This window comes from Enterobacter sp. HG048 (assembly GCF_024702055.1).
Taxonomy (GTDB): Bacteria; Pseudomonadota; Gammaproteobacteria; order Enterobacterales; family Enterobacteriaceae; genus Enterobacter; species Enterobacter dykesii.
This window is the reverse complement of sequence record NZ_JANLIZ010000014.1, coordinates 117,604-131,508: the sequence shown is the minus strand read 5'-3', so window position 1 is coordinate 131,508 and position 13,905 is coordinate 117,604. Positions and strand designations below refer to the sequence as shown.

At 57.9% G+C, this 13,905-nt stretch carries 11 protein-coding genes; 5 read left to right on the top strand and 6 right to left on the bottom strand.

Translation table 11 applies throughout. The features are described 5' to 3' along the window. Both aceA and aceK read left to right on the top strand, forming a co-directional pair. The coding region (gene aceA / locus NUX24_RS16410) for an isocitrate lyase (protein ID WP_257832854.1) at nt 1–937 on the top strand (937 nt) is incomplete at its 5' end. Nucleotides 938–988: 51 nt separating this feature from the next. After that, on the top strand, nt 989–2,740 hold the full coding sequence (aceK, locus tag NUX24_RS16405) for a bifunctional isocitrate dehydrogenase kinase/phosphatase (protein WP_257832852.1): 1,752 nt from the start codon (nt 989–991) through the stop codon (nt 2,738–2,740). A 21-nt stretch (nt 2,741–2,761) separates the two neighbouring features. Here aceK and iclR read toward each other — a convergent pair whose 3' ends face one another. Continuing rightward, on the bottom strand, nt 2,762–3,592 hold the full coding sequence (iclR, locus tag NUX24_RS16400) for a glyoxylate bypass operon transcriptional repressor IclR (protein WP_257832850.1): 831 nt from the start codon (nt 3,590–3,592) through the stop codon (nt 2,762–2,764). Nucleotides 3,593–3,785: 193 nt separating this feature from the next. Here iclR and metH point away from each other — a divergent pair, with 193 nt between their 5' ends. Together metH and NUX24_RS16390 are read left to right on the top strand one after the other, a co-directional pair. Continuing rightward, on the top strand, nt 3,786–7,469 hold the full coding sequence (metH, locus tag NUX24_RS16395) for a methionine synthase (protein ID WP_257832849.1): 3,684 nt from the start codon (nt 3,786–3,788) through the stop codon (nt 7,467–7,469). Nucleotides 7,470–7,585: 116 nt separating this feature from the next. Further along, nucleotides 7,586–9,217, top strand: a complete 1,632-nt coding sequence (locus NUX24_RS16390; protein ID WP_257832847.1) for a Na/Pi cotransporter family protein — start codon at nt 7,586–7,588, stop codon at nt 9,215–9,217. Here NUX24_RS16390 and NUX24_RS16385 read toward each other — a convergent pair. Continuing rightward, entirely contained in the window at nt 9,214–9,501 is a 288-nt protein-coding gene (locus NUX24_RS16385; protein WP_045355285.1) for an addiction module antidote protein, read from the bottom strand. The two genes, NUX24_RS16390 and NUX24_RS16385, sit on opposite strands and share 4 nt — an antisense overlap. Nucleotides 9,502–9,507: 6 nt before the next feature. After that, nucleotides 9,508–9,810 (bottom strand): type II toxin-antitoxin system RelE/ParE family toxin, encoded by a 303-nt coding sequence (locus tag NUX24_RS16380; protein WP_039264167.1) that lies wholly within the window; start codon nt 9,808–9,810, stop codon nt 9,508–9,510. A 197-nt stretch (nt 9,811–10,007) separates the two neighbouring features. Here NUX24_RS16380 and rluF point away from each other — a divergent pair, with 197 nt between their 5' ends. Next, nucleotides 10,008–10,880: a 23S rRNA pseudouridine(2604) synthase RluF gene (rluF, locus tag NUX24_RS16375; RefSeq protein ID WP_257832842.1), complete on the top strand. Its 873-nt coding sequence runs from the start codon at nt 10,008–10,010 to the stop codon at nt 10,878–10,880. On the opposite strand, the gene NUX24_RS16370 is transcribed toward rluF, so the two are convergent. The 3 genes from NUX24_RS16370 to lysC all read right to left on the bottom strand — a co-directional run bounded on the left by NUX24_RS16370 (nt 10,881) and on the right by lysC (nt 13,591). Next, on the bottom strand, nt 10,881–11,153 hold the full coding sequence (locus NUX24_RS16370) for a DUF3811 domain-containing protein (protein WP_023309994.1): 273 nt from the start codon (nt 11,151–11,153) through the stop codon (nt 10,881–10,883). It lies immediately after the preceding gene. Nucleotides 11,154–11,203: 50 nt separating this feature from the next. Then, on the bottom strand, nt 11,204–12,148 hold the full coding sequence (gene panS / locus NUX24_RS16365; protein WP_126331126.1) for a ketopantoate/pantoate/pantothenate transporter PanS: 945 nt from the start codon (nt 12,146–12,148) through the stop codon (nt 11,204–11,206). A 93-nt stretch (nt 12,149–12,241) separates the two neighbouring features. Next, entirely contained in the window at nt 12,242–13,591 is a 1,350-nt protein-coding gene (gene lysC, locus NUX24_RS16360; protein WP_214577532.1) for a lysine-sensitive aspartokinase 3, read from the bottom strand. Nucleotides 13,592–13,905: the final 314 nt, after the last annotated feature.

The following is a 13,905-nucleotide window of genomic DNA, read 5'->3' as shown; positions in this document are numbered from 1 at the left end:
GATCAACAATACCTTCCGCCGAGCGGATCAGATCCAGTGGGCCGCCGGTATCGAACCCAACGATCCGCGCTTTATTGACTATTTCCTGCCGATCGTCGCGGATGCGGAAGCGGGCTTCGGCGGCGTGCTGAACGCCTTCGAGCTGATGAAATCGATGATTGAGGCCGGTGCAGCGGCCGTTCACTTCGAAGACCAGCTGGCGTCAGTGAAAAAATGCGGACACATGGGCGGTAAGGTGCTGGTTCCTACACAGGAAGCCGTACAGAAGCTGGTTGCCGCGCGCCTGGCTGCTGACGTGCTCGGCGTGCCGACGCTGGTGATTGCCCGTACCGATGCGGACGCGGCGGACCTGATCACCTCTGACTGCGACCCGTACGACAGCGAGTTCATCACCGGCGAGCGCACCAGTGAAGGCTTCTATCGTACCCACGCGGGTATCGAGCAGGCAATTAGCCGCGGTCTGGCGTACGCGCCGTACGCGGACCTGGTCTGGTGTGAAACGTCTACGCCGGATCTGGCGCTGGCAAAACGCTTTGCCGACGCCATCCACGCGAAGTATCCGGGCAAACTGCTGGCCTACAACTGCTCGCCGTCATTTAACTGGCAGAAAAAGCTGGATGACAAAACCATCGCCAGCTTCCAGCAGCAGCTGTCCGACATGGGCTACAAATACCAGTTCATTACCCTGGCAGGCATCCACAGCATGTGGTTCAACATGTTCGACCTGGCGCACGCCTATGCGCAGGGTGAGGGCATGAAGCACTACGTTGAGAAGGTGCAGCAGCCGGAGTTTGCGGCGGGCAAAGACGGTTATACCTTTGTGTCTCACCAGCAGGAGGTGGGAACTGGCTACTTCGATAACGTGACGACCATCATTCAGGGTGGCACCTCCTCCGTCACCGCCTTAACGGGTTCAACGGAAGAAGCACAGTTCTAATCTTTTCCCCCTCTCCCTTCTCGGGGAGAGGGTTGGGGTGAGGGGGAATATATGTCGCGTGGCCTGGAATTGCTGATTGCCCAAACTATTTTGCAGGGCTTCGATGCCCAGTATGGTCGTTTTCTTGAAGTGACATCCGGCGCGCAGCAGCGCTTCGAACATGCAGACTGGCATGCGGTTCAGCAGGCCATGAAGCAGCGTATCCATCTCTATGACCACCACGTTGGTCTGGTGGTGGAGCAGCTGCGCTGTATTACCGACGGTAAAAGCCCGGACGCGGAATTTTTACTGCGCGTGAAGGAGCACTACACCCATCTGTTACCCGATTACCCGCGCTTCGAGATTGCGGAGAGCTTTTTCAACTCCGTCTATTGCCGGTTATTTGACCACCGCTCACTATCTCCTGAGCGGTTATTTATCTTCAGCTCCCAGCCCGAGCGACGCTTTCGAACCATTCCCCGTCCGCTGGCGAAAGATTTCTTTCCCGATCGCGGATGGGAAAAGCTCCTGCACCGCATGCTAACGGATCTGCCGCTGCGACTGCCCTGGGAGAATAAAACCCGGGATATCGGTTATATCCACGCGCATCTCAACGAAACTTTCGGCGCGGAGGTGCTCAGCCGCAGCCATTTGCAGGTGGCCAACGAGCTTTTCTACCGCAATAAAGCCGCCTGGCTGGTGGGCAAACTGGTTACGCCGACCGCCATTGTGCCGTTTCTGCTGCCCATTCACCGTACCGACGACGGGGAACTGTTTGTCGATACCTGCCTGACCACCAGCGCCGAGGCCAGCATCGTGTTTGGCTTCGCCCGCTCCTATTTCATGGTGTACGCCCCGCTGCCTGCCGCGCTGGTGGAGTGGCTGCGCGAAATCCTGCCGGGCAAAACCACCGCCGAACTGTATATGGCCATTGGCTGCCAGAAGCACGCCAAAACGGAAAGCTACCGGGAGTACCTGCGCTATGTAACCGCCGCCGATGAGCAGTTTATCGAAGCGCCCGGTATTCGCGGCATGGTGATGCTGGTGTTTACGCTGCCGGGTTTCGACCGGGTCTTTAAGGTGATTAAAGACAGATTCGCGCCGCAGAAAGAGATGACCGCCGCGCACGTTCGCGCCTGCTATCAGCTGGTTAAAGAGCACGACCGCGTCGGTCGCATGGCGGATACCCAGGAGTTCGAAAACTTTGTGCTGGATAAACAGCAGATCGACCCGGCACTCATGGCGCTGTTAATGCAGGAAGCGCCCACGAAAATCACCGATCTGGGTGATAAAATCGTGATTAGCCATCTCTACATCGAACGCCGCATGGTGCCGCTGAATATCTGGCTTGAGCAGTCCGAAGGTCAGGCGCTGCGGGATGCCATTGAAGAATACGGCAACGCGATTCGCCAGCTTGCCGCCGCCAATATTTTCCCGGGCGACATGCTGTTTAAAAACTTCGGCGTCACCCGTCACGGGCGGGTGGTGTTCTACGATTACGATGAAATTTGCTACATGACCGAAGTGAATTTCCGCGATATACCACCGCCCCGCTACCCGGAAGATGAGCTGTCCGGCGAGCCGTGGTACAGCGTCTCGCCGGGCGATGTGTTTCCGGAGGAGTTTCGCCACTGGCTGTGCGCTGACCCGCGCATCGGGCCGCTATTCGAAGAAATGCATGAGGATCTGTTCCGCGCCAGCTACTGGCGCGGGCTGCAAACGCGGATCAAAAACGGGCATGTGGAAGATGTGTACGCTTACCGCCGTAAACAGCGGTTTTGCATCAGGTTTTCTCCCTCTCCCTGTGGGAGAGGACCGGGGTGAGGGCATTAGGCCGCCTCAATCTTAACGAATCCCACCGTACGCCAGCGTCACCTCTTTCGCCGCCTTAATCACCAGCGCGCCCAGCTCGGTCACGCGGTCGTCGGTCATGCGCGAAATCGGACCGGAGATGGAGATCGCGGCAAACGGCTCGCGGTGCTCGTCAAAAATGCAGGACGCGAGGCAGCGCAGGCCCAGGGCATGTTCTTCATCATCAAACGAATAGCCGCGCTTGCGGGTCAGGGCCAGATCTTCTTTCAGATGCACGGGCGATACCAGCGTGGCGTGGGTATAGGCGTGCAGCCCTTTACGGTGCAGCAGTCCCGTCACCTGCTCTTCGCTTAGCTGCGAGAGAAACGCTTTCCCCGCCCCGGAGGCATGCATCGGCAGCTTGCCGCCAATCGGTGCGGACATGCGCATCAGCTGCGTGCACTGCACCTGGTCGATGATAATCGCCTGGTGGTCGCTCTGGTCAAGCACCGCCAGGTTTACGGTCTCGCCGGACTCCTCCATAAGCTTGCGCAGAATCGGGTGCACAATCGCCAGCAGGTTGCGGCTCTGCAGGAAGCTGCTGCCGACGATAAACGCATGCGCGCCCACCGCCCAGTGCCCCAGCTCGCCGACCTGGCGGACAAAGCCCAGCTGCTGCATGGTGGTCAGCAGGCGGTGCGTCGTGGAGTTCGGCAGGCCAGCCTGCTGGGCCAGCTCCGTCAGGGCCACGCTGCCGTGCGACTCGGCTATCCACTCCAGCAGCTTCAAACCGCGCGTGAGCGATTGAACCTGTCCGCCCTGTTGTGTGGCGGCGGTGGTGGCAGCAGGTTTTCTGCCGCGTTTAGCGGGAACGCTCGCGACCATGACGATCTCCTTTTTCTGTATCGTGGAAATCATTTTCGTTTTATTTGGTGAATTTGCAACCGTTATCCTGACTGATCGGAGGAGTGATGGTGAACATGTCTCATGTTACCGCTGTGCGGCTTTTCCACCCTACGAGATTGTGCCAGTATGGAACGCAGCCTTTTGGCCTTGTTGAGCGTTGTCGGGAGCAAGTGTGAGCAGCAAAGTAGAGCAACTGCGTGCGCAGTTAAATGAACGAATTCTGGTGCTGGACGGCGGCATGGGCACCATGATCCAGGGGTATCGTCTGAGTGAAGACGATTTCCGCGGCGAGCGCTTTGCCGACTGGCCCTGCGACCTGAAAGGGAACAACGATCTGCTGGTGCTCAGCAAGCGGTCCGTCATTAAGGATATCCACAACGCCTACTTCGAAGCGGGTGCGGATATCGTTGAAACCAACACCTTTAACTCGACAACCATCGCCATGGCGGATTACCAGATGGAATCCCTGTCGGCGGAAATCAACCTGGAAGCCGCGAAGCTGGCGCGCGCCTGCGCCGACGAGTGGACGGCACGCACGCCGGACAAGCCTCGCTACGTTGCCGGGGTGCTTGGCCCGACGAACCGCACCGCGTCGATTTCACCGGACGTCAACGACCCGGCGTTTCGTAATATCACCTTCGATCAGCTGGTCGCGGCCTACCGTGAATCGACCAAAGCGCTGGTGGAAGGCGGTTCCGATCTGATCCTGATTGAAACCGTATTCGACACCCTTAACGCCAAGGCCGCGATTTACGCGGTGAAAGAGGAGTTCGAGGCGCTGGGCGTTGACCTGCCGATCATGATTTCCGGCACCATCACCGATGCCTCCGGCCGCACCCTGTCCGGTCAGACAACCGAAGCGTTTTATAACTCCCTGCGTCACGCCGAAGCGCTCTCCTTTGGCCTGAACTGCGCGCTGGGGCCTGATGAGCTGCGCCAGTACGTGCAGGAACTTTCCCGCATCGCGGAATGCTACGTCACCGCCCACCCGAACGCCGGTCTGCCGAACGCGTTCGGTGAATACGATCTCGATGCCGACACCATGGCGGCGCAAATCCGCGAGTGGGCCGAGTCTGGCTTCCTGAACATCGTCGGCGGCTGCTGCGGCACCACGCCGGAGCACATCGCGGCCATGAGCAACGCCGTCGCCGGTCTGCCGCCGCGCAAGCTGCCCGAGCTTCCGATTGCCTGTCGTCTGTCCGGCCTGGAGCCGTTGACCATCGGCGACGACAGCCTGTTTGTGAACGTGGGTGAGCGTACTAACGTCACCGGTTCGGCAAAATTCAAGCGACTGATTAAAGAAGAGAAATACAGTGAAGCGCTGGACGTTGCCCGCCAGCAGGTGGAAAGCGGCGCGCAGATTATCGATATCAACATGGATGAGGGGATGCTCGACGCCGAAGCGGCGATGGTGCGTTTCCTCAACCTGATTGCCGGTGAGCCGGACATCGCCCGCGTGCCGATCATGATCGACTCGTCCAAATGGGAAGTCATCGAAAAAGGGCTGAAGTGCATCCAGGGTAAAGGCATCGTCAACTCTATCTCGATGAAAGAGGGCGTTGATATCTTTATCCACCACGCGAAGATGGTCCGCCGCTACGGTGCCGCCGTGGTGGTCATGGCCTTCGACGAAGTAGGCCAGGCGGATACCCGCGAGCGCAAAATTGAGATATGCCGCCGCGCGTACAAGATTTTGACCGAAGAGGTGGGCTTCCCGCCGGAAGACATTATCTTTGACCCGAATATCTTCGCCGTCGCGACCGGGATTGAAGAGCACAACAACTACGCCCAGGACTTTATCGGGGCATGTGAGGACATCAAGCGCGAGCTGCCGCACGCGCTGATCTCCGGCGGCGTATCAAACGTGTCGTTCTCGTTCCGCGGTAACGACACGGTGCGTGAAGCAATCCACGCCGTGTTTCTTTACTACGCCATCCGCAACGGCATGGACATGGGGATCGTTAACGCCGGACAGCTGGCGATTTACGATGACCTGCCCGCAGAGCTGCGCGAGGCCGTAGAGGACGTAATCCTTAACCGTCGCGACGATGCCACCGAGCGCATGCTGGACCTGGCGGAGAAATACCGCGGCAGCAAATCGGATGAGGCGGCAAATGTTCAGCAGGCCGAGTGGCGTTCCTGGAACGTAAAAAAGCGTCTGGAATACTCGCTGGTCAAAGGCATCACCGAATTTATCGAGCTTGATACCGAAGAGGCGCGCCAGCAGTCAGCCCGCCCGATTGAGGTGATCGAAGGCCCGCTGATGGACGGCATGAACGTGGTCGGCGATCTGTTCGGCGAGGGCAAGATGTTCCTGCCGCAGGTGGTGAAATCCGCTCGCGTGATGAAGCAGGCGGTAGCGTATCTTGAGCCCTACATCGAAGCCAGCAAAGAGAAAGGCTCCAGCAACGGCAAGATGGTTATCGCCACCGTGAAGGGCGACGTGCACGACATCGGCAAGAATATCGTCGGCGTAGTGCTGCAGTGTAATAACTACGAAATTATCGACCTTGGCGTGATGGTCCCGGCGGACAAAATCCTCAAGACCGCGCGCGAAGTGAATGCTGACCTGATTGGCCTCTCCGGGCTGATTACGCCGTCGCTGGACGAAATGGTCAACGTGGCAAAAGAGATGGAGCGACAGGGCTTCACCATTCCACTGCTGATTGGCGGGGCGACCACCTCGAAAGCGCACACGGCGGTGAAAATCGAGCAGAACTACAGCGGCCCGACGGTCTACGTGCAGAACGCCTCGCGCACGGTGGGCGTGGTCTCCGCGCTGCTCTCCGACACACAGCGCGACGAGTTTGTTGAGCGCACCCGCAAAGAGTACGAAACCGTTCGCATCCAGCACGGGCGCAAGAAACCGCGCACGCCGCCAGTTTCGCTTCAGGCGGCGCGCGACAACGATCTGGCGTTTGACTGGTCGAGCTACACGCCACCGGTCGCGCATCGCCTGGGCGTTCAGGAGGTCAGCGCCAGCATCGAAACGCTGCGCAACTACATCGACTGGACGCCGTTCTTTATGACCTGGTCGCTGGCGGGCAAATATCCTCGTATCCTGGAGGATGAGGTGGTTGGCGAGGAGGCGAAGCGCCTGTTTAAAGACGCCAACGACATGCTCGACACGCTGAGCGCGGAGAAAACCCTTAACCCGCGCGGCGTGGTGGGCCTGTTTCCGGCCAACCGCGTGGGCGACGACGTTGAAATTTACCGCGATGAAACCCGCACCCACGTGCTGGCAGTCAGCCGCCATCTGCGCCAGCAAACCGAGAAAGTAGGCTTTGCCAACTACTGCCTGGCCGATTTCGTCGCACCTAAGTTAAGCGGTAAGGCCGATTATATCGGCGCTTTTGCCGTGACGGGCGGTCTGGAAGAAGACGCGCTGGCGGACGCGTTCGAAGCGCAGCACGATGATTACAATAAAATCATGGTGAAAGCGATTGCCGACCGCCTCGCGGAAGCCTTCGCCGAGTACCTGCACGAGCGCGTGCGCAAGGTGCACTGGGGCTACGCGGCGAATGAAAACCTCAGCAATGAGGATCTGATCCGCGAAAACTACCAGGGCATTCGCCCGGCGCCGGGCTATCCGGCCTGCCCGGAGCACACCGAAAAAGGCACCATCTGGAAGCTGCTGGACGTGGAAGCCCATACCGGCATGAAGCTCACCGAGTCGTTCGCCATGTGGCCAGGGGCGTCCGTTTCCGGCTGGTACTTCAGCCATCCGGACAGCAAGTATTTCGCCGTGGCGCAGCTGCAGCGGGATCAGATTGAAGATTACGCCCTGCGCAAAGGCATGAGCGTGTCTGAAGTGGAGCGCTGGCTGGCGCCAAATCTCGGCTACGACGCCGACTAAAATCACTTTTCCTTACAACAAACAGGGCGCTCATTGGGTGCCCTGTCTCTTTCTTACGTTTAAACCCTTATACTGAATCTAAGGAAAATGAATAACGATAAGGAGGAAAACCTTCCGTGCTGACACTGTTACACCTGCTCTCTGCAGTGGCCCTGCTCGTATGGGGCACCCATATCGTCCGTACCGGCGTGATGCGCGTATTTGGCGCGCGCTTGCGTACCGTTCTCAGCAGCAGCGTTGAGAAGAAGCCGCTCGCCTTCTGCGCGGGCATTGGCGTAACGGCACTGGTTCAGAGCAGTAACGCCACGACCCTGCTTGTCACCTCCTTTGTGGCGCAGGATCTGGTGGCGCTGGCCCCGGCGCTGGTCATTGTGCTGGGAGCTGATGTGGGTACCGCGCTGATGGCGCGTGTCCTGACCTTCGATCTCTCCTGGCTGTCGCCGCTGCTGATTTTTATCGGCGTTATCTTCTTCCTCGGCCGCAAGCAGACGCGCGCCGGACAGCTCGGGCGCGTAGGGATAGGCCTGGGGCTGATCCTGCTGGCGCTGGAGCTGATTGTGCAGGCGGTCACGCCAATCACCGAGGCCAACGGCGTTCAGGTCATCTTCGCCTCCCTGACCGGGGACATTATGCTGGACGCGCTGATTGGTGCGGTGTTTGCCATCGTCAGCTACTCCAGCCTGGCCGCCGTGCTGCTGACGGCGACCTTAACCGCCACAGGGGCGATCTCCTTCCCGGTGGCGCTGTGTCTGGTGATCGGGGCTAACCTCGGCTCGGGCCTGCTGGCGATGCTCAATAACAGCGCGGCCAACGCCGCAGCCCGCCGCGTGGCCCTCGGCAGCCTGCTGTTTAAGCTGGTGGGCTGCCTGATTATTCTGCCGTTCGTTCACCCGCTGGCGAACCTGATGGACAATCTCCCGCTGCCGAAGGCGGAGCTGGTGATCTACTTCCACGTGTTCTACAACCTGGTGCGCTGCCTGGCGATGGTGCCTTTTGCCGGGCCGATGGCCCGCTTCTGCGAACGTCTCATTCAGGACGAACCTGAGCTGGATGCGCGCCTGAAGCCGAAGCACCTGGATACGTCCGCGCTGGATACCCCGGCGCTGGCGCTGGCGAATGCCGCGCGCGAGACGCTGCGCATGGGCGACGCAATGGAAACCATGCTCGAAGCCCTGCAAAAGGTGATGCACGGCGAGCCGCGTGAAGAGAAAGAACTGCGCAGACTGGCGGACGATATCAACGTGCTCTATACCGCCATCAAGCTTTATCTGGCGCGTATGCCGCAGGACGAGCTGGCGGAAGAGGAGTCCCGCCGCTGGGCGGAAATTATCGAGATGTCGCTTAATCTTGAGCAGGCCTCGGATATCGTTGAGCGTATGGGCAGCGAGATCGCCGACAAATCCCTGGCCGCGCGTCGTGCGTTCTCCGTTGAAGGCCTGAAGGAGCTGGAAGCGCTGCACGAACAGCTGGTCAGCAACCTCAAGCTGGCGATGCTGGTCTTCTTCTCCAGCGACGTGCCGAGCGCGCGTCGCCTGCGTCGCAACAAGCATCGTTTCCGCATTCTGAACCGCCGCTACTCGCACGCGCACGTTGAGCGTCTACACCAGCAGAACGTGCAGAGCATCGAAACCAGCTCCCTGCATCTGGGGCTGCTGGGGGATATGAAGCGTCTCAACTCGTTGTTCTGCGCGGTGGCGTACAGCGTGATGGAGCAGCCGGATGAAGACGACGAGCGGGATGAGTATTAATCTCCGGCGTGTTTGATTGTTAACCCAAGACCCAATGCTTTCATGACCGCCAGAGTGGTTTTAAGCGTTGGGTTTCCTTTATCACTGAACGATCGATACAGTTGCTCTCGTGATAGGCCAGTTTGCTGTGAAATGGTCGACATTCCTTTCGCGCGCGCGATGACGCCCAGCGCTTTAGCAATATACGCTGAGTCGCCCGTTTCTAAGGCATCAGCCATAAACACGGCGATTTCCTCATCATCCACCAGCGCGTTTGCTGGATCGTAGGATGTTAATTTATGCATGCTCATTCACTCCTGCCATTGGGATACATTGCTCAGCATTTTTGCCATAAGTATGTCTCTGGCCTGGCTGCTTTTGTCACCACCACACAACAGCACGATGATGCAATTGCCCTGGTCTTTAAAATAGATTCTGTAGCCCGGACCATAGTGGATCCTCAGCTCACTTATACCTTCCCCAACGGGTTTAATGTCGCCCGCTAAACCATTTGCCAACCGAAAGAGGCGGGAAGCGATAATGGTCTTCGCTCGCCGATCTTTTAAGTTTTGCTCCCAGCGTTGGAAGGATTCTGTCTGAACTATCTCCTTCATATTACTCCATGTGATTTATAAACTACAAATAGTTGTCTCTGGAGAGTAAAGCTAAAAGGAGTTAGCTCAAGGATAAATGGCCTGACGCTAAATCCTGAAAGCGTCTCGCAAACTAAAAAACCCGCTTCAGTTACCGTCAGCTAATCTTTTTTTTCGGCCCATACCTAAGGTATATTTCGCCCTTCACAGGAGAAACTATGCTGCCAACTCAATCAACCCGATTAAACAAATACATTAGCGAGAGCGGGATCTGCTCACGTCGCGAGGCTGACCGTTACATTGAGCAAGGTAACGTGTTTCTTAACGGCAAACGCGCCACCATCGGCGACCAGGTAGTCCCTGGCGATGTGGTTAAAGTGAATGGTCAGGTCATCGAACCGCGCGATGCTGAAGACCTGGTGTTTATCGCGTTGAACAAACCGGTTGGGATTGTCAGCACCACGGAAGACGGCGAGCGGGACAACATCGTTGATTTCGTGAACCACAGCAGCCGTATTTTCCCGATTGGCCGTCTGGATAAAGACTCTCAGGGGCTGATTTTCCTCACCAACCACGGCGATCTGGTCAACAAAATCCTGCGTGCCGGTAACGACCACGAGAAAGAGTACATTGTGACGGTCAATAAGCCGGTCACGGACGAATTTATTCGCGGCATGGGCGCCGGTGTGCCGATCCTTGGTACCGTCACGAAAAAGTGTAAGGTGAAGAAAGAAGCACCGTTCGCGTTCCGCATTACGCTGGTGCAGGGCTTAAACCGCCAAATCCGCCGCATGTGCGAGCACTTCGGTTATGAAGTGACGAAGCTGGAACGCACGCGCATCATGAACGTCAGCCTGTCCGGCATCCCGCTGGGCGAGTGGCGCGATTTAACGGATGACGAGCTGATTGAACTCTTCAAGCTTATCGAGAACTCTTCGTCCGAAGCGAAGCCGAAGGCCAAAGCAAAACCGAAAACCCAGGCGATTAAGCGCCCGGTGGTGAAGGTGCCTCAGGTGGAAGAGAAAGGGCGAGGCAAGCCGGGTAATGGAAAACGCTTTACCCAGCCGGGGCGCAAAAAGAAAGGGCGCTGATTAGCGCCTTCCACGGGTAGACGTTGTGGCCGACCAGGAAAAGGTCGCTTCTGCATCGGGTTTATAAGCCTGCTCTTTTTTCAGCTTGCGGGCTTTTTTCGCCGCAGCGTCACGCTGCGCCATCAGCTTATCGATGTACTCTTTTTTCACCTGATTGGTTTCGGCGTTGGTCAGCGTGCGGCCATGTGCGATACGGGCGCGGTCGAGAAGCGTTTTCAGTTCACGCTGCTCGGCTTCCGTCATGTCTTTCTGGGTCAAACGTGGTGTAGCCATTGCTGAAGCCTCCTGATAGAGAGGCTTCAGTGTAAAGCAAGCCGCGTAAATTAACCCTGCTTCACCGCATCTTTTTTCGTTTGTTCATCAATCGGTTTGCCGGACCAGTAGCCCGCCAGCAGCGAGCCGGAGAGGTTATGCCAGACGGAGAACAGCGCGCCAGGTAGGGCCGCCAGCGGGGAGAAGTAAATTTTACCGAGCGCCGCCGCCAGGCCGGAATTCTGCATGCCGACCTCAATTGCCAGCGTGCGGCAGGTCGATTCGTCAAAACCAAACAGCTTCCCGCCCCAGTAGCCGCCAAGCAGGCCAATCGTGTTATGCAGCACCACGGCGATAATCACCACAAAGCCCACGGAGGCAATGTGCGATGCGGAACCCGCCACCACGGCGCTGATGATCGCCAGAATGCAGACCATCGAAAACGCAGGCAGGTACGGCTCAACGGCCTTCACCACGCGCGGGAAAAGATGGTGAATGACCAGCCCCAGCGCAATCGGGATCACCACAATCTGCAGAATGCTGAGCAGCATGCCCGTCACGTCCACCTGAATATGCGCGTCCACGTACAGGCGGGTTAACAGCGGTGTGGCAATCACGCCCACCAGCGTGGAAACGGACGAGATCGTGACGGAGAGCGCCACATCCCCTTTCGCCAGGTAGATCATGACGTTGGACGCCGTGCCGCTGGCCACGCTGCCCACCAGCACCATCCCGGCCGAGAGATCGGGCGGCATCTTAAAGGCCATCGCCAGCAGCCACGCCGCAAGCGGCATCACCAGGTAGTGCAGGAAGATCCCTGCTGCGACGGGCGCAGGGCGAGACAGCACGCGTTTAAAGTCGTCGATTTTCAGATGCACGCCCATACCGAACATGATCAGCATCAGCAGCGTGGCGACCCACGGACCAATGCCCGTGAACGTAGCGGGGGTGTAATATGCGAGTACGGAGAGCAGCAGCGCCCATAACGGGAACAGCCGCGTAACGGCGGATAACATAGTGGATTCCTTGCAGTATTGTCGTGTTGTTTAGTTATGAAAAAGCCGGGTCTGTGCCCGGCTTATAGGTATTATTTATCGTGCTAACGAATTTTATTCAAACAAATTCTGATGAAGTTTCTGCACGACCTGCTCGGCCTGATCGGCAGGCACCAGGAAGCAGAGGTTATAGCTGGATGCCCCGTAGCAGATCATGCGGATGTTGAACGGGTCGAGCACGCCGAACACTTCTTTACCCACGCCGCAGGCGCGCGACAGCTTGTTACCAATGATGGCAACCAGCGCCAGGTCTTCTTCAACTTCCACGCGGCACAGCTCAGACAGCTCAATCAGCAGCGACTGCGTCAGCAGCGTGTCGCCGGTGGAGGTCGAGCCGGTTGTGTCCAGCGTTAGCGCAATGCTCACTTCAGAGGTGGTGATCAGATCCACCGAGATATTGTGGCGCGCCAGAATGCCAAACACTTCCGCCAGGAAACCGCGTGAATGCAGCATATTGTGGCTGTGGAGCGTCACCAGCGTCTGGCGACGGCGCAGGGCCAGGGCGCGGAAAAGCGGTGGGTTTTCGGTTTTCTTGCAGACCAGCGTCCCGCCCGCTTTCGGATCTTTACTCGAACCCACGAAGACCGGAATATCGCTGCGTACGGCCGGCAGCAGCGTTGCCGGGTGCAGCACTTTCGCGCCGAAGGTGGCCATTTCAGCCGCTTCTTCAAAGGCGATCACATCAATACGTTTAGCTGCAGAAACGACGCGCGGGTCGGTGGTGTAAATACCCGGAACGTCAGTCCAGATATCCACGCGCGTTGCATGCAGGGCTTCGCCCAGCAGCGCGGCGGTGTAGTCGCTGCCGCCACGACCAAGCGTGGTGGTGCGGCCTTTCGCTTCACTGCCGATAAAGCCCTGGGTGACCACGATGCCGTCTGCCAGGCGCGGTGCCAGCTGCTGATTGGTCAGCTCCGCCAGCGCCTCGACGTCCGGCTCGGCGCGGCCAAAGCGATCGCTGGTACGCATTACTTTACGCACGTCAAACCACTGCGCCTGAACGTTACGCTCGCGCATGATTTCAACAAACAGCAGGGTGGACATCAGCTCGCCGTGGCTGACCAGTTCGTCGGTCAGGGCGGTGGAGGTGGCCAGAGAGGCCGCTTCTGCCAGAGTGGTAATATTTTCCAGCAGACGTTCCACTTCCTCGCGGATGACGTTCGGGTTCTGCAGACGTTCAAGGATGTCGAACTGAATTTTGCGCAGTGCATCCAGCTTCACGAAACGTTCTGTCGCTTCCAGTCCTTCAGACAGAGAAACCAGCAGGTTCGTCACGCCGGCGGATGCAGACAGCACCACCAGGCGGGTATTCGGATCGGCCAGCACCACATCGGCGCTGCGGTTCATGGCATCGTAATCGGCCACACTGGTGCCGCCAAATTTGGCGACCACAAAACTCGTCATAACAACCTCGTGTCAGGGAATGAATAAGCGACCATGGCACAAGAGTGAAACGAAAACAGGTGCAGGCGCAAAATACGGCCCTATAAATAAAATGCGGGGGAGGTCCTGTCAATGCTGGGATTATGCGGATTTTTTATGGGGGGGTACCCCTGAGAAACAGGACTTATAACAGCGCCAGATTTTATGCTCCGTTTTAGGGCTTTTTGACCGACATTTCGCCGCCCCGGGAGGGCGCTTCAGCAGCTATACTTTTCGGGTCTTTTCACCTGTGTTTGATGCAGGCCAGGGCAATGGCATAAAAACCATCACAATTT